Raw genomic sequence first — 21,236 nt, 5'->3', positions numbered from 1 at the left:
TATCCGGCATTTTTATTCTTATATAATCTAACGACCACCTAAATGAAAATTGCCTTTCATGGTGCTGCCCGTACAGTTACAGGGAGTAAGCACCTTATTACCTTAAAAAATAATACCCAAATACTATTAGATTGTGGCCTTTTCCAGGGCATGGGGCAGGTTACCGATAAATTAAACGATTATTTTGGTTTCGACGCCAAAAAGATCACCTACATGATCTTGTCGCATGCGCACATCGATCACTGTGGTTTATTGCCCAAACTGGTTGCTGAAGGTTTCAGCGGGAAGATTTTTTGCACTTCAGCTACGATGGATCTTGCCCGTATTTTGATGATGGATTCGGCTAAGATACAGGAGCAGGATGCTGAATTTGCCAATCGCCATCTGCGCCATGGCGAAGAAATGGAAGAAGCCCTCTACGCCGAGGAGGATGTAGTGCAAACGGTAAGCCAGATGAAAATTGTAGAATATGAAGAAGATTTTGAAATTGAACCTGGAATCCGTTTAAAATTTACCGATGCCGGACATATTTTAGGCAGTGCAGCAGTACATTTAACCATTACCGAAGATGGAAAACCAACCCGGATTACCTTTTCGGGCGATGTTGGCCGATATGGCGATTTGCTCTTAAAAAGTCCGCAACAGTTTGATCAGGCCGATTACATTTTAATGGAATCTACTTACGGCGATTCTCTGCACAAAGATCTCGATCCGATTGAGAATATGCTCCTGGAAATCATTAACAATACTTGTAACATAAAAAAAGGAAAAGTGATTATTCCTGCCTTTGCGGTAGGGCGTACACAGGAGCTGCTCTATGCTTTAAATGGTTTGGAACTAAAAGGTAAATTGCCCGGTGTGCCCTATTATGTAGATAGTCCGCTGTCGTCAAAAGCAACCGAAATTTTGAAAAACCATCCCGAAGTATATAACAACGGGGTTAAAGAAACACTAAAAATCGATCACGATGTTTTTGCATTTAAAGGTTTGCGCTTTATTGAAAGTGTGGAAGAATCGAAAGCTTTAAATGAAGATGCCAGGCCATGTGTAATTATTTCTGCCTCGGGTATGGCAGAGGCCGGACGCGTAAAACACCATATTCGCAATAATATTGGCAATGCTAAAAATACCATTTTAATGGTGGGGTATTGTGAGCCAAACTCGCTGGGCGGGAAATTAATTGCCGGTCAAAAGGTGGTCGATATTTTTAGAGATAAGTACGAAGTTAAAGCCGAAGTACGCGCCATAAAATCAATGAGCGCACACGGCGATTACGAAGATTTGTTACGTTTCTTATCTGCTCAGGACCCTGCAAAAGTGAAACAATTGTTTTTAGTACATGGAGAATATGAGGTGCAGCAGCATTTTGCCAGCCGGTTAAAAGATCATGGCTTTAAGCATGTAGCGATACCAGAATATCATCAGGAATTTGTTTTAGGTTGAGAGTTATCAACTTTCTAACGACTCTTATGTTGGTCTGGATTTGTAATCCAGACCTTAGCTAATCTATAAGGATCTTAAAAGTCGGGGCTTAAAATCCCGACTAACTCGCATAGCTAACCTGCCATACCTCGCTTTTTGCTTTAGTCTTTCAGCTTTCCTCCCTATCTTTGCCGCATGGATGTTTTTGGGAAAGCACTTACCGATATTTACAGAACCGGCGAAGCCGATACGCTGTGGTTGCACAATTCTTATGGCGAACCCGAAGAGATGCCTTTAGAATTTTTCTTTCGCGATGATGAAGATATGCCGGTTTTAGAACTGCAAGCCTTACACATGTGCACAGGTAAGGTTTTGGATATTGGAGCAGGGGTGGGGAGCCATGCCTTATTGTTGCAGGCCTTTAACATCGATGTTACTGCCATCGATATTTCTGAGGCTGCGGTAAATATTATGAAAGACCGCGGTGTGAAAAAAGCACAGGTGCAGGATATTTTTACCTACCAGGAAAAATTCGATACCATTTTAATGTTGATGAACGGTATTGGCCTTACAGGTACATTGCCTGGCTTTAAAGATTTTCTGAGCAGGATCAAAAGTTTGCTTAATCCCGGCGGACAGGTAATTTTCGACTCATCGGATATTGCTTACCTGTATGAAGATATGCCTAAGCCGCAAAACCAATATTACGGCGAGGTTTCTTACCAGTACGAGTATAAAGGAGAAAAAGGAAACTGGTTTAACTGGATTTACGTAGATGAAGAAACCATTAAATCGATAGCTAAAGAAACGGGTTGGGATTGCGAAATTATTTTTGATGATGGCGAAGATCAGTATTTGGTCAAATTGACGCTGGCGCAATAATTTTAAAGTCATAAAGCCTTTCCTGTTCATTATTTGAATCAACCGTCTGCTACATTTGTTTAAATGAGCAGTACTAAAATTAAATTAAGCGTTTTAGATCAGTCGCCGGTGCGTAAAGGTGTTACCGCACGTAGAGCAATTGAAGAAACTACCTTGCTGGCACAAGAAACTGAGCGGCTGGGCTATCATCGTTTCTGGGTTTCTGAGCATCACAATACGACTAGTTTAGCTGGTTCTACCCCCGAAATCTTAATTGCCCATCTGGCAAATCATACCAAAACCCTGCGCATAGGCTCGGGTGGTATTATGCTGCCCAATCACAGTGCGTTAAAAGTTGCAGAAAGCTTCCGGTTACTCGAAGTGATGCATCCAAACCGTATCGATCTGGGAATGGGCAGGGCACCCGGCACCGATCGTATTACAGCTTCGATGTTAAATCCATCAAACAACTGGAGTGAGCAGGATTTTATGGAGCAGCTACGAGATTTGCAGCACTATCTGCACGATACTTCTGATGGCGGCATTCAGGCTAAAATAAAAGCAATTCCGATTTCGGAAACTGTACCTACGCAATGGCTGTTAAGCAGCAGCGGGCAAAGTGCGGTGTTTGCCTCCCATTTTGGCCTCGGCTTTTCATTTGCCCATTTCATTAATCCACATGGCGGACCTCAGGCTGTTCAATACTACCGAGATCATTTTAAACCTTCGGTTGATTTGGCAAAACCGGTTGATAATGTAGCATTTTTTGTTTTCTGCTCAGAGGATGAAGAGAAAGTCCGCCAGCAGGAAGCTTTAATGAGTTATCGCTTTTTGCAACTGGAAAAAGGAGGAGGCTTAACTTCCACTGGGTGGGAAGATATTAAGGATATAACCTATAACTCCGCAGAGCAGGAAAGGATAAACGCCAATAAACCCCGAATGATTTATGGAACGCCTGATGTGATTAAGGAGAGACTTACTAAACTGGCGGCTGATTATGATGTCGATGAATTGATGGCCGTTACCATTACCGAACATTTCGAAGACCGGATAAAATCGTATCAGTTACTCGCCGAAATGTTTTTACAATAAACTTATTAAGCGAGTCAGACAGCTATATCTGACTCGCTTTAGTTTATTTAGGTACTTTAATGTAAATCATTGTAATTAATGATTTTAACCTCAGGATTTTTAGCTAAAATTTCTTCCATCCATTTGCGGTGCGAAGCGCCAACACCAACTACCACACGTTTGGCTTTTTTTGCTTTTGCCTGGTCGATAATGTTTTTGCACATGCCTTCATTTCTTAAGGTCCATTGTGCAATCATTGCTTTAACGCTTTCTGTCGGGAAACCCGCGTAGCCGTAAAAATGGGGTCCACCATAAAAATTCCAGGCCTCATCCAACATCCCATATTTTTTTGTATTCATTCCTGCATACGCATCGGCATTAAAAGCTTTTTCTTCTTGTGGTGTATAGCTCCAATAAGTCTCTATAGCTTTCATGGTTGCGGCTTCGACAGAGGTACTATCGGCTTTGGCTTTTTTGATCAGTATTTGAGATAAGGAATCTGTTTCGGCCCAGGCGATGCTCCAGGGTTTATCGTAAGTTTGGCAATCCATATTGTAAATCTGCTCTTGTTTTAACTGATAAATTAACGGAAAATAGATTTTAGCATACTCACTGCCTGTGCGGTAAAAGCCAAACTTTTTCAGAGAGTCGGTACCGCCGAACATTTTGGTGTACGCAGCCTGTTCTTCTTTACCAAAGCTGTTTTTCATGTAGTTTTCCAGTACAAAAATCTGGTAGTCTGCATTGCCGCGGTCCCAGTTTTTGGCATAATTAACCGCCAGGTTCATGCGGGTTTTATGGTAGTAGGCAAATGATGCAAGCGCCTTTTTATCCTTTTTAATCTGAGTGGATAGATTTTTGACAGTTTCGGGGTTGCGTTTTTCCAGGTAATTGTGTCCTTTGTCAAATACTTTCCTTGCCCAGTTATCTGCTTCCAGTTTGGCATAATCGCTGGTTGGTAGGTATTCGCCAAAAACCATATCAGGTTTAAAGTTTTTCAACTTATCAATAATCAGCTGAAAGTTTTGTGTCGATTTCGAATTGTCGTGGGCAGAACCTACAATTACAATTTCGATCTGATTTTGGGCATTTGATTTAACTGAAACACCAATTAAAAGGAATAATGCCAGGCTAAATTTTGTTATAATTTTCATCGTGAACCGGGTTTGTGTTTTTGTTGGTTCAAAGATGCGCAGTGCTGTTTAGCCGTGCTATTTAATTATCCCAAAGGCTTATAATATTATCCCAACAACAAAAATTGGATAGCGGGGTGCTTGCAGCCGAAAATAAAAGGTTGGAATAAAGATCTGGGGTTTTGATCCTGAAAAAATCAGTTTCTCATCAGTTTTTGGTTAAACCCAACAATTAATTTAAACAGATCGTTGTATTCGGTGAGTGGGAGGTTTTCGGCGACATCAAACACATCGTGATAAGCTGATGGCCCACCCTGGGTATAAATAAAAAATGCAGGTACACCACTTTCGGTGAAGAAATAATGATCGCTGTTGGCTGCTTTGCCGCGAGGATTAATTTTGCTAATGTAATGGTGTTCGTTATTGATTTTATTCAGGTCTGCGAATGCTTTTGGGTAAAGGCTGGCATTTACTACGGTCATTCCGCTTGCTCCGGTTCCTACCAGGTCTAAATTGATCAGGAATTTGATTTTGGATAAGGCTGCCAGCGGGTTTTCTACAAAATACCTTGAACCCAGTAACCCGGCTTCTTCGGCTGCGAAACAAATAAAACCAATACTGTAAGGCTGTGGATGGGCAGCATAGTATTTGGCCAGGCTTAGTAGCGTTGCCACACCAGCGGCATTATCATTGGCTCCTGGGAAATAAGTGTCGGCACCCATACCACCCAAATGATCGTAATGGGCAGTAATGATTAAAAGTGAATCGGGATATTGGGTTCCTTTTACCAGACCGCACACGTTGGCTGCAGTAAAACTTTCGATAAACTGGTTTTCAATGTCAACATTAATCTCTTTGGGTTGTGTGCTGATGCTTTTTTTGTTAAGCTGAATAGTAGTGGTAGCGGCTACTTCGGTAGCAACAGACCAGGTGAGTTTATCTTTCAGCACGAGTTGCAATGCCGGACTGGCCTCATATTTAACACTATCTACCTTTTGCAATACAGTACGTTGCTTAAGGCCTTTACTTTCGTTGTTTACAATAAAATCTTTTCCTGGGATCAGTTTTTTGCCATTAATTTCGACCAGCATTTTACCAGGGAAAGTATTTACGGGGAAACTAAAAACCTGTTGGTAATTGCTCCCCATAGGCAACAGGCCAATTTTTTTGTAGCTTTCTGCAAGATAAGTTGCAGCTTTTTTCATCCCATCTTTCGTGTAGCCCCTGCCCCAAAATTGTTTACCGGTAAGCGTATTGATTACATTACGGGTATAAGTAGAATCTTGTGCAAAGCCATTAACAGCAAAGCATAAGAAGATGAGAAAACCAAATTTTTTCATGCCGGAATTTAGTAAAATAAACTAATTGTTGGTCGCTTGTCGGGATTTTGTTGATTGGGGTTACAAATCCCGACTAACATCGAATCGTTAACAAAAAAATGGTTGATGATTAACCGCATCGCGATTAACTACCAACCATTCCTGATAAAAATAACCCTTTCTATTTAGCCAAATAAGGCTGTAAAGCTGTTTTTACTTTTTCTTTATTTTGGGCTGCGGTCCATTTTTCTTTAACCGACTGATCTCCTAAATTGAAAAGTGTTTCGTAAAGCAATTTGCCATTGGCCATGGTTTTTACTTTAAAGGTATCGCCCGATCCGATAATATCGGCCCAAACACCACGTACATCAGCCCAGTAAGTTTGCTGGCTTGCCCACCATTTTTGAGCATAAGCAAAAGTTTTAGGGTCTATTTTGGTAAACTCTTCATAACCTTTTTCAATAGCCAGTAATTTATCGCCTTGCGGGGTACGCACAACTTTTTTGTTGTCCTGCTCAAACATCCAGCCGTCCTTGGTAATGGTAATCCTGCTTCCACGGGTTAATACGTTATAATCTTTACGTACAGTCGATTCTCTTCTTGGTAGCGGCGAATCGGTTTCGCTCGACCATGAATCGTGCCCGCCAACATGGCTCCAGGTTCCGAAACCCTGATAACGTGGGCTATCGTCTACCTGATAAACTTTTTGCGTCCATTTTCCTTTTACATCAGCTGCGGTGAAACTACCTTTTTTCCAGGCATTATCTTGCGTATAAAGCAGAACGTTCGGGTCTTCGTAGGTCCAGTCCTGACGCCAGTGCTTAATAACTGTAGTATCGTTAATGGCCAGCATGTGCTGAATTACGATTCTTTTAGGTTCGTCTACAATAATTTCAGCCCACTCACTTCCGTGGCTTTCGTAAGGTTTGCTGAATTTGTAATTTGGATCGGGAGCAGTTACTTCGCCATAATTGAAATTCACTTCGTAAAAACCAGCTAAAGATTTGATTGCTTTTCTATCTTTTTCGAGTTTTTCTTCCGGTGAATCAATTTTTGTTTGCGCATTGGCGTTAAGGGTAATCATACTGCTTAACACCAAAATTAAGTTTAAGATTTTCATTTTATATTAAATTAGAGGTGTGCTTATTTTTCCGCAACTGCGGGATTTTTCTTCTTTTTCTTTTTACCCCACCAGATAATAAATCCGGTTATAGGCAGGCTGGCTGCAATAAGGCTCGCAAAAAATGCCATAATTTTTCCGGGCAGACCTAAAATTGCTCCCACATGGATATCGTAGTTCATCCCAATCAAGGCCTCGCCAGCATTTTTTTCAGTCTGGTTTTTACGGGCCAGCAATTTACCCGTGTACTGATCGAACAGCAATACATCAAAATTCCAGTAGGTTTCTGCTCCCCTGTACCCGGTAGCATATATCGGCGTTGTTCCACCTGCTGCCGGCGAGATACCAATGCGATCGGCATCTTTGAAAGTTTTTTTAGCCGTTTCGAAAGCTACATCAAAAGGTATGGCGGTAATGGTTTTAGTCGAATCTGATTTGGCTTCTGGTTGTTTAGGCGGAGCGGTACTTCTCGCTGCTACTACATATACGGTTGATTGAAACCATTGAAAAGCCCAAACCAGGCCGGTTAGGGCCAGCATAAGGCAAATAATCATCACGTAAAAACCCAGTACATTGTGCAGATCGTAATTAAACCGTTTAAATTTGGCTTTCCACTTAATCTTAAAACTCTTGTCGAAATTTGATTTTTTGAGGTTTTTAGGCCACCACATAATCATACCTGAAATTAAGAGAAAGACAAAAATGATGGTAGACCAGCCAATAATTTGCTGCCCGATGGGGTGGTTAATGAGGAAGCTCCAATGAAGCATTTTGATGATGCCAAAGAACTCATATTTGTAATCGGCAACTAAAGTAACCTTACCAGTGTATGGGTTAATGAGAACCAGATCGTAATAATCTATCGAATCGAAATACCAGAAAGCGTCAGGATTACCCGCTTTATAGGTGCTAAACTCCCAGGCCCGGTCGGGCTCGGCATAGCTTGATAGAAAAGAGATTTTTTTCTTGCCACCCAGTGTTTTTTCGGCAGTTGCTGTTAATGTACTTAAGGCAATGGTTTTGCGGTTGGCGGGTACCTCAACAAACACTTCTTTTCGGTGAATGAATTCGGTAATTTCTTTTTGAAAGGCGAAAATACAACCGGTAATTCCCAGATGAAAAACCACCAGACCAGAGGCAATCCCCAGCCAAAGGTGCAGCCAATCACTAATCCGTCTGAGCCGCGATTTATTTGTTTTTTTCTGTATTGGTTTTGTTAACGCCATTAAGCTTTATTTAATAAAAGAACCAATTGGCGGTTTCAATGCCAATTGGTTAATTTTTTTTTGATAAAAATGACTTAGTTAGCCTGAGTGGTGTAGGTAACCAAATGCCAGATTTTATCGTAATCTTTTCCGTTTAATTTTCCAGAGGTTTTATCTTCTGTAAAAGCCTCCAGAAAATAATTTCCTTTTGTAGCTGGGTTAAAAGTGAACTTACCTGCAGCATCAGTCGATGCAGGCTGTGCTTTTTTATCGGGTCCCACTACAGTTAATTTTTGGTTTGCAAAAGGTGCTTTGTTGTAAATTACCTGGTGTGTAGCCGTTTCTCCTGCTTTTAATGGATGTTTATCTGGTCTGATGGTTAAGGCTGCATCAGCAGGGAAAGTGGTATTTATTTTCAGGGTACTTACCGCAACGTCGGCAAAAGCATAATATTCGATTTTAGCTTTTTCATAAACCGCTGCCACCTCGTGTACAACTGAAAGTTTGTAGGTGCCGTCCTGATCAGGTGTGAAACTGGCTTTGTAGAAAAGCACATCAGGCGAAGCGGTTAAAACTTTAATAGTACCATTTGGCGCTGTTAAAACCAGTTTAAAATCTTTAAGGTTACTGAACCATTTGGCTGCCGAATCGGGTTCGCCGCTTTCGTATTCGCCAAAGAAAATTTTCACTTCCTGTGCCTGACCTTTTTTACCGGTAGCCGATGTTTCTATCCATAAAGCATGTGCAAAAGCGCCGGAGATACTGAAGGCCAGAAAGAAGAATAGTAGTGCAATTTTAGTTTTCATGTTTTCGGTTTTTAAATCAGGAGACATTGATCTGATCCAATTTCTCCTGATGAGTAGAATTAAAATTTATAGGTAATGCTGCCGGCGTATGTTCTTAAGCGCTGTGGATTTTGAGTAGTGTAACCAATCCAGTACTTTTCGTCGGTTAAATTGTCAACTTTGGCAGAAAACCTGATTCTTTTAAGATCATAGAATGCTGAGGCATTTAGAACAGTGTATGACGGCAAGGTATAAACGCCCATGCTTACGCTGTTTACAATTTTGTTTGAACTGGCATAATTACCTCCAAATCCAAAACCAAGGCCATTCAATGCATTGTTGGTAAATCTATAGCTGATAAAGAAGTTGGCCAGGTAAGGCGACATGGCCGTGGCTGGTCTTCTGTTAATTACGTCCGCATCAGCTTCAGTATATTTCGAATCATTGTAGGCAAAACCTGCATTAATGTTTAAGCCATTAACCGGGTTGGCCATAATATCAACTTCAACACCTTTGCTTAATTGAGTACCATCCTGTATTTGTGCGTTTGCCGGATTGCTAGGATCTGCCCTCAATACATTTTCTACTTTAATGTTGTAGTAGCTAATGGTCGAAGATAATTTACCGTTAAAGGCATCTAACTTAACACCACCCTCAATTTGATTGGCACGCTCCAGTTTTGCAATAGCTGTAGTAAGTGAGCCGTTAACCATTGCTCGGTACGCACCTTTGTTGGTAAAGCTATTTTGGTAATTGGCAAAAATCGAAACCTGATCTTTGATAGGTTGATAAACTAAACCAAATTTTGGCGAAAATCCTTTTTGTGCATAAGGTTCAACAGGGCTGTATTCAAGACCACCTTTGTTGTCGAAATAATCGTAGCGTAATGCAGCCAGCGCCATTAATTTATCGGTAATGTTCAATACATCCGAAACATAGGCACCATAAATATTGGTTTTAACATCTACGATATATGGTGGCGCCATATTTTGCTGAATATAACGTTGTGCTACTGTGCTGCCGTTAAACTGGCTATAATCAAATCCGGCTACGTTAAGCGGTACGATATCAAACTGGTTAATCCCATTGAAATTGATGGTTGGACTTTTCCTGAAGAAATCGAATCCAATAACTGTTCTGTTGCGCAGGCTGCCAATGTTAAAATCTGCATTGAAATTTTGCTGTACACCATATAGCTGGCTTTTTGAACGCTCTGTCGACTGATCGGCCCTTACCAGGTAATTGCTTTTGCCAGCATCTGCCGGATTTCCGGTAACCACATTATCCGGTAAAAGGTAGAAATACGGACCATAGCCGTTAGAAAAGCTGTGGCTGCTGGTAAAAACGGTGCTTGAGGTAAAATGATCTGAAAATTTATAATCTGCCTGTGCAAAAAAGTTGGTGCTTCTGGATGTATTCAATAATCCATCGCCGCGGTAAGGCTGGTTATAATCCAGTTTGGTTTCGGCTGGCGATGAAGCGCCTAATGCGGCGGTAGGATAATAGAAGAAGAAGGCCTGTTTGCCTGTGCCCTGTGTATTAAAAATTTCGGCATCTAAAGATAAGGTTAGCTTTTTGGTAATTTTAAACAATAGGCTTGGCGCTATGGCGAAACTCTTGTCATAACCTACGCCCTGAAAATCGTTGATGTAATTGTAGGCAGCGTTTATCCTAAATGCGATATTGCTATCCAGTGGTTTGTTGAAATCAACACTTACCCGGCTAAAATCCGAACTACCCATGCCCACATTTACTTCACCGGCAGTAGTAAAAAATGGTTTTTTGGTTACCCGGTTAATTGCACCTCCATAAGAGGTTAAGGCACTGCCAAATAAAGTACCTGATGGGCCTTTCAATACCTCTAGTCTTTCGAGGTTTACCGCATCAATACCACCCGTAACCAAGCCGGCAACACCGTTTCTTAAGGCCGATTGTGCAGTAAAACCGCGCACACTGTAAAAACTACCACCATCTCCGCCACGTCCGGTAGGTTCCCACATTTTTTGTAAACCGGGGATATTTCTGGTAGCATCATCAACCGAGAAAACAAGTTGATCGGCCAATATAGCCTTATCTACCGTATTGTAAACCTGTGGATTTTCTAAGTTGTTAAGGGGCATTTTCGATACGTACTCGCTTTTTTTAGTAACATAGCGGTTGGTACGACCCTGATTGATATTGATTTCGCTCAACTGGTTAGCGTTCTGGCTGATTACAAAGCCAACCACCTTACTTTCGCCGGCTGTCAGCGTAATGGTTTTTTCCAGATTTTGCATGCCTACAGCCGAAACCCTTATGGTATAAGAACCAGGTTTAACACGTAAAATTTCATATAAGCCTTTATCATTGGTAACGTTCCCTAAGCCTTTGCCTTTTAGGCCTACAGAAATGTAAGCCGCAGGTTTCCCGTCAGATGTGGTAACGGTACCTTTTATAGTAGCAAACTGCTGAGCAAAGGTGATGGTATGGATTAAGAGCATCACTGCGGTTAATACAAATAGTCTGGTTTTATTCATTTTGTTATTTTAAAATTATATGCAATGCGTTTTTAAGGGAGAACAGCTAATTTTATTCTTTAAAATTTATTTGGATTAATTCTAAAGAGACGCAAAATAACGGCAGAAATTTGGATTATCCAAATTATCTTGAATAATTCTAAATAAGAAATTGTTAAATCTTCGGACAGTTTATTCTTATGCCTCGATTTATACCAAATGCTTGCAGAAATAAGCATGAAATGCCTTCTGGGTTAAATAACGAGTGCGGCAACAGGATTATAAAAACAAAAAACGCCTTGTGTAAACACAAGACGTTTAATTATTAGCAGAGAAATTAAGTTTACTTGATCAATACAACCTGTAAACTTAAAGGTCTTTCCGTATCATTTGCAGGTGCTATCAGTCCACCGCAAATAACATCGTAATGGTAGCCCGCCACAAAGGTAGTGCTGGCCGATGTAGCCTTCACCGTTCCCGAAGAGGTTTCTTTGGTATCGAGCGTATAAGTTCCCGCATCAACTGTGGTAAAAGCACTTGCTGTTTTATAAGCCTTGTTGGTAGCTAATGTAGTGGTTGCGCTGGTTTTGGCCAGGTCTAATGCCGGTGCATCGGGCGATAAGTTGATAAAACGTACATAAGCCTTATCGGTTGCAGTGATGGTCAAATCGTCGGTGATGGTGTAAATATCTAATGCCGCAGGCTTATTAATCAGGTAAGTAGAATGATAGGTGTTTACACCCAGCGTTACGGTTTTGCTCAACAAGCTTTCAGCGCTGCTGGCTGTGGTAAATTTTATAGTGTAGCCGCCTGGTGCATAGGAACTGTAAGCAGCCGAGCCACCAAAAGGTAAGGCTACTGAGTTGACCATGTTACCATTAAAATAGGCATTATAAGTAGCTAAAGAAGGCGAAGCATTTACAATCCTTAAATATGAAATCGTAGTATCTGTTTCATCTTTTTTGCAAGAAGTTAGTGCGGTTAAAACAACGAAAATAAATAAAGGGATAAATTTGAGATTGAACGGAGTAAAATTCTTCATACTGATTTGAAATTTGATTTAAATATTAAAGGGTACCCATAAAACGGTTGCCTGATAGGTTTCGCTACAGGCTCACAAATATTGCTTTTAAACCCTATTGGAGGTTGTTAAATGATGTTAAGCGGATGTTAAAGTTTGCCGACTTTTTTTAACAATGTTAATATTGGTCCGCTCGTTTCAAATCGATCTGCTTAACAATTGCTTTTTAATTTTGAATGAATGTGTGCGTTTAGGCATAATTAAGTCAGATTAGTTTAAAAAAATTAACCTCAGAGCATAAAAAAATGAGGATAATATTGTGTAACTCGATTTTTATTTAAACCTTTGCACCTCAATAGAGTTAAAGCCGTTTTAATACGCAAGAAATGATTAAACAATTTTTACATAAACTTTCTGTTTTCACAGCCCATTTGGTTGCTGGTGAAAGTTTATTTATTAATCGTTTTCAGCCCGTGTTTTATTACCCCACAAGCCGGCAAAATTTTACTCCACGTATTTAGTACTCAACTAAACGTAACGAGGAATTGATCCTCTCTAAAAACCCAATTAACAAGAATACTTATAATTTTTCGTTAGAAAACGAATGGATATTAACGAATTTATAGTGCAGGTTGCACTTCCTGAACATCGTGTATTTGCAGAAGAAATTGTAACCGAGATGGCCGAATCTGCGAAAGCGCGTGGTACGGGTATCGCAAAGCGTTCGCCAGAATACATCTCTAACAAGATGCAAGAGGGCAAATCGGTTATTGCTTTCCACAAAGATGGTTCATGGGCGGGATTTTGCTATATCGAAACCTGGAGCCACGGGCAATTTGTGGCCAACAGTGGTTTGGTAGTAAGTCCGAAATACCGTAAAGCCGGATTGGCCAAAGCCATTAAAAATGAAATTTTTGGCTTATCGAGAAGATTGTACCCTAAGGCAAAAATCTTTGGTTTAACAACTGGCTTAGCCGTAATGAAAATCAATTCAGATTTAGGCTACGAACCTGTTACTTACAGCGAACTTACCCAGGATGAAGAATTTTGGAAAGGCTGCCAGAGTTGCGTAAACTTCGAAATTTTGAAAATGAAGGAACGTAAAAACTGCATGTGCACGGCCATGCTTTACGATCCGGCAGAGAAAAAACACGAAGTAGCCAAACAATTTGCCGAAGAACTGCAAAAGAAACCCAAATTATACGAGCGCTTTATGCGCATCAAACAACGTTTGGTTGTTAAACCTAAGCCAAAAACAGGCTTAAAAGCCCTTTTATTTTTATTTACCCTTTTATTTAAATAGCATGAAAAAAGTTGTTTTAGCATTTAGCGGAGGATTAGACACCTCATTTTGTTGTATTTACCTGGCAAAAGACCGTGGGTTGGAAGTTCACTCGGTAATTGTAAATACTGGTGGTTTCTCTGATGAGGAATTACAGGAAATTGAGAAAAGAGCCTACGCTTTAGGGGTGAAATCGCATGCTGTGGTAGATGAAACTGAAGGGTACTATGAAGATTGTATTAAATACCTGATTTTCGGTAACGTATTAAAAAATGCTACCTACCCACTTTCTGTTAGTGCAGAACGTGTAAGTCAGGCTACGGCAATCGCCAATTATGTAAAGAAAATCGGTGCTGATTATGTAGCACATGGCAGTACAGGTGCAGGTAACGATCAGGTTCGTTTTGATATGATTTTTAATATCCTGATTCCGGGTGTTGAAATTATTACCCCAATCAGGGATTTAAAATTATCGCGTGAAGCCGAAATCGAATATTTGGCCGGTCATGGTGTTGAATATAGCGCTGAAAAAGCAAGGTATTCAATCAACAAAGGTTTATGGGGTACTTCGGTAGGTGGTAAAGAAACTTTAACCTCTAACGAAACTTTACCGGAAAGTGCCTGGCCTACGCAGGTTTCAGAAACCGAATCGCGCAAAATTGAGCTTACTTTCGAAAAAGGTGAACTGGTTGCTATTGATGGCGAAAAATTAGCGCCGGTAAGGGCTATCCAGAAATTACAGGCCATTGCGCAACCTTTTGGTATTGGTCGCGATATCCACGTAGGCGATACCATTATCGGTATTAAAGGCCGTGTTGGTTTCGAGGCTGCTGGTCCGGTAATTATCATCAAAGCACACCACACTTTAGAAAAACATACTTTAACCAAATGGCAGTTAAGCTGGAAAGAGCAATTGTCTTCTTTCTATGGCAATTGGTTGCACGAAGGTCAGTTTCACGATCCGATTATGCGGAATATTGAAGCATTTTTAGCCGATACACAAAAATTTGTGAGCGGTAAAGTATTTGTTGAGCTATTGCCATATCGTTTCCAGATTATCGGTATTGAATCTAACCACGATTTAATGAGCAACAAATTTGGCAGCTACGGTGAAATGAACAATGCCTGGAGTGGAGAAGATGTTAAAGGTTTCTCTAAAATCTTCGGTAACCAGGTAATGATCTGGCACAAAGTAAACGGAGAGGAAGCATAGTTATTTGTAAAATGTAAAATGGAAGAGGTAAAATGTAAGTTTTACCCCTCTTGGTACCTGCTACTTAAATACTCGATACCAAACGCAATACTTAAAAATGAACGAAATCCTTTCCAAAGCGCAATGTCTGAGCCACTACAAATGGGGCGATAATTGTGATGGATGGAATTTTGTAAACAGCCCGGAGGCATCAGTTAAACAAGAGCTGATGCCTGCGAAAACCGCTGAGAAATTGCACTTTCATACTTATGCAGCACAATTTTTCTTCATATTGAAAGGGCAGGCAACATTTTTAATTGAAGGCGAAACTTTTACCGTTAACTCCAACAAAGGCTTGCAAATTAAAGCTGGCCACAAACATAAAATCATGAACAACGAGCCTGATGACTTGGAATTTATTCTTTTTTCCTACCCATCAACCCAAAACGACAGAACTGATTGTGAATAATATAGGAATTAAACGAGTAGGAGTAAATGAAGCCCATCTGGTAGCGGGTCTGTTTAACCAATATCGTATATTCTACAATCAGTTTTCGGATATCGGGATGGCCAAAGCTTTTATCGATGAACGTTTGCAGCACAATGAATCGGTTATTTTTATAGCCATCGATGCGGATACCCAGCAAGCAGTAGGTTTTACACAACTATACCCAAAATACTCTTCGGTAAGATTAAGCAAAAACTGGATTTTAAACGATCTGTACGTTGATGCAAATTACCGCAAACAAGGTATTGGCGAAAAGCTAATTAAAACAGCAATGGATTTTGCCAAAACCACTGGTGCTACATTTGTACAATTGGAAACGGCTGTCGATAATTATACCGCACAGCATTTGTACAAGAGTATAGGCTTTGTTAAGCAGGCAAATGACGAAGATTTTTTTCTTTATAAAATAGTACTAAACTCATAGCGATGAATAAAATTAAAGCAGGGATAATTGGCGGGGCAGGTTACACAGGCGGCGAAATGCTGCGCATTTTGGTTAACCACCCAAATGTTGAAATTGCTTTCGTAAACAGCACAAGTAATGCCGGAAACCTAATTTCTGATGTGCATACCGATTTAATAGGCGATACCGATTTACGTTTCGTAAATGATATTCCGCAGGATATTGATGTGCTTTTTCTTTGCGTTGGCCATGGCGATGCAAAGAAGTTTTTAGCCGCAAATCCAATTAACGAAAACATCAAAGTAATAGATTTATCGCAAGACTTCAGGTTGCACGAGAAATCTACTTTCGAAAACCGTGAATTTGTTTACGGACTTCCTGAATTGAACCGCGATAAAATTAAATCGGCAAGCAACATTGCTAACCCAGGCTGTTTTGCAACTTGTATTCAGTTAGGTTTATTGCCATTGGCCGCTAAAGGGCTAATTAAGCAAGAAGTGCACATTAATGCTACTACGGGTTCTACAGGAGCTGGACAGAGCTTAGCTACAACATCACATTTTAGCTGGAGAAATAATAATCTATCTATTTATAAGGCTTTTGAGCATCAGCATTTAAATGAGATTAGCGAAAGCTTGCTGCAGTTGCAACCCTCACTTGCCAATACTTTAAACTTCATTCCGCAACGTGGTGCTTTTACCCGTGGTATTTTGGCGGCAATGTACATGGAAAGCGATCTTACTTTAGAAGAGGCACAAACCATTTACGAAGATTATTACAGTGCGCATCCTTTTACACACGTAAGCCGGAAAAATATTGATCTAAAACAGGTTGTAAATACCAATAAAGCATTGGTGCATATCGAAAAACATGGCAACAAACTATTTGTCATCAGTATTATCGATAACCTGTTAAAAGGTGCCAGCGGACAAGCGGTTCAGAATATGAACTTAATGTTCGGACTGGAAGAAACTGCAGGCTTGAAGTTAAAAGCAGCCAACTTTTAATAACCTGTCATGCTGAGGCACGAAGCATCTGCAACTTGCGAAACAGATTCTTCGTTCCTCAGAATGACATAAAACCCTAAAAAAGAATGAACTTATTCGACGTTTACCCACTTAACGATATAGAAATTACCAAAGCAGCCGGCAGTAATGTTTGGGATGCTAACGGACAACAATATTTAGATTTATACGGCGGCCATGCTGTAATTTCAATAGGCCATACTAACCCACATTATGTAAGCCGTTTAACTGACCAGTTAAGCAAAGTGGGATTTTATTCTAATTCAGTTAAAATTCCTTTGCAGGTGCAACTGGCTGAGAAGCTGGGTGAAGTATCGGGCAAAAAGGATTTTCAGTTATTTTTATGTAACTCAGGTGCTGAAGCCAACGAAAATGCACTTAAACTGGCTTCTTTTTACAATGGAAGAAAAAAAGTGATTGCTTTTACAGGCGCTTTTCATGGGCGTACTTCCTTGGCGGTGGCAGTAACCGATAATCCTAAAATTGTAGCACCGGTTAACCAAACCGAAAATGTTATCTTTTTGCCACACAATAACGAAGTGGCTTTAGAAGAAACTTTTAAAACACAGGGTAACGAAATTTGTGCTGTAATTATTGAAGGTATACAAGGCGTTGGCGGAATTAAAGAAGCATCTAAAAGCTTCCTGCAAAAAGTCCGTTCGCTTTGCGATGAGTACAATGCCGTTTACATTGCCGATTCAGTTCAATGTGGTTATGGTAGAACGGGCTTGTTTTACTCGCACGATTGGGCAGGTGTTGAAGCCGATGTATACACCATGGCTAAAGGTATGGGCAACGGATTTCCGGTAGCCGGAATTTCTATTGCTCCGAAATTTAAACCATGGCATGGCGAACTGGGTACCACTTTTGGTGGTAATCACCTGGCTTGTGCAGCGGCATTGGCTGTGCTCGAAATTATGGAGCAGGATAACCTGATGAAAAATGCGGAAGAAATTGGTAATTACCTGATTACCGAACTGAAGAAATTTGAGCAGGTAAAAGAAGTTCGTGGTCGCGGTTTAATGATTGGTATTGAATTACCCGAAGAACTGGCGCATGTTAAAAAGGAGCTTTTGTTTAAACACTTCATTTTTACCGGTGAGGCAAAACCAAATGTAATCCGTTTGTTGCCAGCGTTAAACCTAACCAAAGCACATGCTGATGAGTTTTTGGAGGCTTTTAAAAAATTAGTAAAATAAGGTAGGTAGCGGGAAGGTAGAAAGCTTGAAGGCCTTGAATGCAAAGGCTAAGAATTGTAAATTAAAAAATTAAATCAGGCGGTATTAATCGCAATTGTAAATTTTGAGAGATGGGAGATTGAGGGATAGCAAACCCTCAACCTTCCAACCCTCAACCTTTAACCTAATAAAAAAGATGAAATTGTTCACTTCCGTACACGATGTCCCAAGCATCAAACAATTTGTAAATGATGCATTGGCATTAAAAGCAGATCCTTATGCACATCAGGATTTAGGTAAGAACAAAACCCTGGGGTTGGTTTTTATGAACCCAAGCTTACGTACCCGTTTAAGCACGCAGAAAGCAGCCTTAAATTTGGGTATGAATGTGATGGTGATGAATCTGGATAAAGAGGGATGGGCTTTAGAAACCCAGGATGGTGTAGTGATGAATGGCTCTACTGTAGAGCACATCCGCGAAGCTGCAGCTGTTATGGGTCAGTATTGCGATATTTTAGGCTTACGCTCCTTCCCAAAACTGAACAACCGGGAGGAAGATTACAGTGAAGATTTTTTTAACAAGTTTGTAAAGTACTGTGCAGTACCGGTGGTGAGCCTGGAGAGTGCAACACGTCACCCTTTGCAGAGTTTTGCAGATATCATTACCATTCACGAAACCTGGACAAAGAAACCTGACGGAGCAAAACCTAAGGTAGTTTTGGCCTGGGCGCCGCATGTAAAAGCTTTGCCTCAGGCGGTACCAAACTCTTTTGCCGAATGGATGTGTAAGGCACAGGCAGAAGGTATGATCGATTTCACGATTGCCCAGCCCGAAGGGTATGAACTGGCCGAAGATTTTACGCCAGGCGCTAAAATTGAATATAATTTAGAAGAAGCCCTTGTTGGTGCCGACTATGTTTATGTGAAAAACTGGAGCAGCTATAAAGAATACGGTAAGGTATTAACCTATCCGGATGGCTGGATGATGAACAACGAAAAGTTAAAAATCACCAACGATGCAAAAGTAATGCACTGTTTGCCGGTTCGCCGCGATCTGGAATTATCATCAGAGATTTTGGACGGACCAAACTCATTGGTGATCCACGAAGCAGGAAACCGTTTATGGGCTGCACAAGCTGTAATCAAAGCGGTGCTCGAAGAACTATAAACGTGTAGCAAGTTAAAAGATCAAAGCTTTTAGCTTGCTGTTTTAACTTTAAAGCTTAAAAATGAAAAAACAACTCACCATTATAAAAATTGGCGGAAACGTAATTGATAATTCTGAAAACCTGCACCGGTTTTTACTGGATTTTACGGCTTTGGCAGGCGATAAAATCCTGGTTCACGGGGGCGGCAAAATTGCAACCGAATTGGGCGAAAGTTTAGGCGTTGAAGCTAAAATGGTTGAAGGTCGCAGGATTACCGATATTGAAACTTTACGGATTGTAACCATGGTTTACGCCGGATTGATAAATAAAAATATGGTTGCACAGTTGCAGGCTAAAGGAAGTAATGCAATTGGCTTAACTGGTGCAGATGGAAATGTTATTCAGGCAAAAAAGCGTCCGGTAAAGGAAATTGACTATGGCTTTGTTGGCGATTTGGATGAAAATTCGGTATCTGCAACAACGTTAGATAATTTATTAAAAGCGGGTTTAGTACCTGTTTTATGTGCCATTACCCACGATGGGGAAACACAATTGTTAAATACCAACGCCGATACCATTGCCTCCTCGGTGGCTGTGGCTATGGCAGGCTTATATGAAACGCGTTTGGTATATTGCTTCGAGAAAAAGGGTGTGCTGAAAGATGTAAATGATGATGGCTCTGTGGTGAGAGAAATTAAGGCTGATGAATTTGAGGGATTAAAGGCCGATGGTACCGTGGTGGGTGGGATGATTCCGAAATTGCACAATGCTTTTGAGGCGATTAAAAAAGGCGTTTCGGCAGTGTATATTGGCAAAGCCGACGAATTAAATGAGCTTGCAACAGGTACTTTTGGTACTAAAATGCTGAAGTAAAGCAGAAGACTTAGAGGTTGAGAGTAAAAGGTGGAAAGTTAATCTGTTATATAGGCTGTTGCAGAAAAAAGGAGCTGAAATGTGCTGGTTTTGCCTGATAAACCTGATAGCAGCGGGAACGGAGTGTAACGGAGTAAAGCGGATAGCAGGACTGCAGATGAGTAGTCTTACTACAATTGCTTTTCTTAATAAAATTAAAATCGATGAAATCACATGATCAGTATAAGCTGGTAATTGGTGAAATCAAAGAAGTAGAAATAATAAACGAACCACAAAATGAAAAAAATCGCCATAATCGGTAGCGGAAATATCGGTTTATCTTTAGCAAAAGGATTGGTTAAAGCCAACTACACCACAACCAAAAACATTACCTTAACCAGGCGCAACACTGCCAATTTATATAAGTTTGCACAAGAGCGCTATAAGGTTACGGCCAATAACGCCGATGCAGCAGCTGATGCAGATGTGATTATTTTAGCTGTGCTGCCTCAGCAGTTAAATGTGGTTTTAGAGGAAATCCAATCGGCCATAAACCCCGCTAAACATTTGGTGATTTCGGTAATTTCGGGCGTAAGCTGTGCTGCGGTTCGCGAGAAACTGGATAGCGATGTTCAGATTATCAGGGCAATGCCCAATACGGCTATCGCAATAGGGCAATCGATGACCTGCATTGCGAGCGACAATGCTTCGCCGCAAAATTTAGAAGATGTAACCCGCATGTTTGAAACGGTAGGTTCGGTAGTTAAAATAAACGAAGATTTAATGACTTCGGCTACCGCACTTTGTGCCTGTGGTATTGCCTTCTTTTTAAGGGGTATCAGGGCAGCTTCGCAAGGTGGGGTGGAAATTGGTTTCCATGCAGATGAAGCCTTGAAAATGGCGGTTCAAACAGCAAAAGGAGCGGCCGATTTACTTTTATTACACGGAACGCACCCGGAATCAGAAATAGATAAGGTAACTTCGCCGAAAGGTTGTACCATTGCAGGTTTAAATGAAATGGAACACAACGGTTATAGCTCTTCGTTGATAAAGGGTATTAAACTTTCGGCCTTAAAAGCCGGGAATTTGTATACTAAAGAGGGCTAAGAGCTTGAAGACTAAAGCTTAGATAAGTGTAAGTAATGCCTTAATACTTTTAAAGCGAAAACAAAATAGGTAGCAACTACTCCGTATCACGAACAAATTAATCTTGATA

Annotated in this window: 19 protein-coding genes; 12 read left to right on the top strand and 7 right to left on the bottom strand. The window is 40.7% G+C overall.

Annotated elements, in window-relative coordinates; translation table 11 throughout:
• The first annotated feature begins 42 nt into the window (after positions 1 to 42).
• From HWV58_RS15390 to HWV58_RS15380, 3 genes are all read left to right on the top strand, one after another.
• Entirely contained in the window at positions 43 to 1,443 is a 1,401-nt protein-coding gene (locus HWV58_RS15390; RefSeq protein WP_175634946.1) for an MBL fold metallo-hydrolase RNA specificity domain-containing protein, read from the top strand.
• A 174-nt stretch (positions 1,444 to 1,617) separates the two neighbouring features.
• Positions 1,618 to 2,304 carry a class I SAM-dependent methyltransferase gene (locus tag HWV58_RS15385; protein WP_175634945.1) on the top strand — a complete coding sequence of 229 codons (687 nt, stop codon included), beginning with the start codon at positions 1,618 to 1,620 and terminating at the stop codon, positions 2,302 to 2,304.
• 63 nt (positions 2,305 to 2,367) lie between these two features.
• Positions 2,368 to 3,375, top strand: coding sequence for an LLM class flavin-dependent oxidoreductase (locus HWV58_RS15380; protein ID WP_175634944.1), 1,008 nt, complete (start codon positions 2,368 to 2,370; stop codon positions 3,373 to 3,375).
• A gap of 56 nt (positions 3,376 to 3,431) precedes the next feature.
• On the opposite strand, the gene HWV58_RS15375 is transcribed toward HWV58_RS15380, so the two are convergent.
• From HWV58_RS15375 to HWV58_RS15345, 7 genes are all read right to left on the bottom strand, one after another.
• Positions 3,432 to 4,508 carry a DUF5694 domain-containing protein gene (locus tag HWV58_RS15375; protein ID WP_175634943.1) on the bottom strand — a complete coding sequence of 359 codons (1,077 nt, stop codon included), beginning with the start codon at positions 4,506 to 4,508 and terminating at the stop codon, positions 3,432 to 3,434.
• Positions 4,509 to 4,684: 176 nt separating this feature from the next.
• Positions 4,685 to 5,827, bottom strand: coding sequence for a M28 family metallopeptidase (locus HWV58_RS15370; RefSeq protein WP_175634942.1), 1,143 nt, complete (start codon positions 5,825 to 5,827; stop codon positions 4,685 to 4,687).
• A gap of 160 nt (positions 5,828 to 5,987) precedes the next feature.
• Entirely contained in the window at positions 5,988 to 6,926 is a 939-nt protein-coding gene (locus HWV58_RS15365; RefSeq protein ID WP_175634941.1) for a DUF6607 family protein, read from the bottom strand.
• Positions 6,927 to 6,949: 23 nt separating this feature from the next.
• Complete coding sequence (locus HWV58_RS15360; RefSeq protein ID WP_175634940.1) at positions 6,950 to 8,152, bottom strand: PepSY-associated TM helix domain-containing protein; 1,203 nt, start codon at positions 8,150 to 8,152, stop codon at positions 6,950 to 6,952.
• 74 nt (positions 8,153 to 8,226) lie between these two features.
• On the bottom strand, positions 8,227 to 8,937 hold the full coding sequence (locus tag HWV58_RS15355; RefSeq protein WP_175634939.1) for a DUF4198 domain-containing protein: 711 nt from the start codon (positions 8,935 to 8,937) through the stop codon (positions 8,227 to 8,229).
• Between the two features lie 59 nt (positions 8,938 to 8,996).
• Positions 8,997 to 11,432: a TonB-dependent receptor gene (locus HWV58_RS15350; RefSeq protein WP_217707009.1), complete on the bottom strand. Its 2,436-nt coding sequence runs from the start codon at positions 11,430 to 11,432 to the stop codon at positions 8,997 to 8,999.
• Positions 11,433 to 11,754: 322 nt separating this feature from the next.
• Positions 11,755 to 12,453 (bottom strand): DUF4397 domain-containing protein, encoded by a 699-nt coding sequence (locus HWV58_RS15345; protein WP_175634938.1) that lies wholly within the window; start codon positions 12,451 to 12,453, stop codon positions 11,755 to 11,757.
• A 583-nt stretch (positions 12,454 to 13,036) separates the two neighbouring features.
• Between HWV58_RS15345 and HWV58_RS15340 the strand changes: the two genes are divergently transcribed.
• The 9 genes from HWV58_RS15340 to proC all read left to right on the top strand — a co-directional run bounded on the left by HWV58_RS15340 (position 13,037) and on the right by proC (position 21,127).
• Positions 13,037 to 13,735 (top strand): N-acetyltransferase, encoded by a 699-nt coding sequence (locus HWV58_RS15340; protein WP_039480975.1) that lies wholly within the window; start codon positions 13,037 to 13,039, stop codon positions 13,733 to 13,735.
• A gap of 1 nt (position 13,736) precedes the next feature.
• Positions 13,737 to 14,927 (top strand): argininosuccinate synthase, encoded by a 1,191-nt coding sequence (argG, locus tag HWV58_RS15335; protein WP_124560643.1) that lies wholly within the window; start codon positions 13,737 to 13,739, stop codon positions 14,925 to 14,927.
• 97 nt (positions 14,928 to 15,024) lie between these two features.
• Positions 15,025 to 15,375: a cupin domain-containing protein gene (locus tag HWV58_RS15330; RefSeq protein ID WP_175634937.1), complete on the top strand. Its 351-nt coding sequence runs from the start codon at positions 15,025 to 15,027 to the stop codon at positions 15,373 to 15,375.
• A complete protein-coding gene (locus tag HWV58_RS15325) occupies positions 15,368 to 15,838 on the top strand; it encodes a GNAT family N-acetyltransferase (RefSeq protein WP_235972741.1) in 471 nt (156 codons plus the stop codon). The genes HWV58_RS15330 and HWV58_RS15325 overlap by 8 nt, the downstream gene beginning before the upstream one ends.
• Positions 15,839 to 15,840: 2 nt before the next feature.
• Positions 15,841 to 16,824 (top strand): N-acetyl-gamma-glutamyl-phosphate reductase, encoded by a 984-nt coding sequence (gene argC, locus HWV58_RS15320; RefSeq protein WP_175634935.1) that lies wholly within the window; start codon positions 15,841 to 15,843, stop codon positions 16,822 to 16,824.
• Between the two features lie 86 nt (positions 16,825 to 16,910).
• Positions 16,911 to 18,041, top strand: a complete 1,131-nt coding sequence (locus HWV58_RS15315; RefSeq protein WP_175634934.1) for an aspartate aminotransferase family protein — start codon at positions 16,911 to 16,913, stop codon at positions 18,039 to 18,041.
• 175 nt (positions 18,042 to 18,216) lie between these two features.
• Positions 18,217 to 19,188, top strand: coding sequence for a Rossmann-fold NAD(P)-binding domain-containing protein (locus tag HWV58_RS15310; RefSeq protein ID WP_175634933.1), 972 nt, complete (start codon positions 18,217 to 18,219; stop codon positions 19,186 to 19,188).
• A 61-nt stretch (positions 19,189 to 19,249) separates the two neighbouring features.
• The gene (argB, locus tag HWV58_RS15305; RefSeq protein ID WP_175634932.1) at positions 19,250 to 20,041 is read left to right on the top strand and encodes an acetylglutamate kinase; all 792 of its coding nucleotides are present in this window, start codon (positions 19,250 to 19,252) and stop codon (positions 20,039 to 20,041) included.
• A 276-nt stretch (positions 20,042 to 20,317) separates the two neighbouring features.
• Entirely contained in the window at positions 20,318 to 21,127 is an 810-nt protein-coding gene (proC, locus tag HWV58_RS15300; protein WP_175634931.1) for a pyrroline-5-carboxylate reductase, read from the top strand.
• Positions 21,128 to 21,236 lie beyond the last annotated feature (109 nt).

It is taken from the genome of Pedobacter ghigonis (assembly GCF_903166585.1).
In the GTDB taxonomy this organism is placed as follows: domain Bacteria; phylum Bacteroidota; class Bacteroidia; order Sphingobacteriales; family Sphingobacteriaceae; genus Pedobacter; species Pedobacter ghigonis.
The sequence above is the reverse complement of the archived record's forward strand: the minus strand, read 5'-3'. Positions and strand labels throughout refer to the sequence as shown.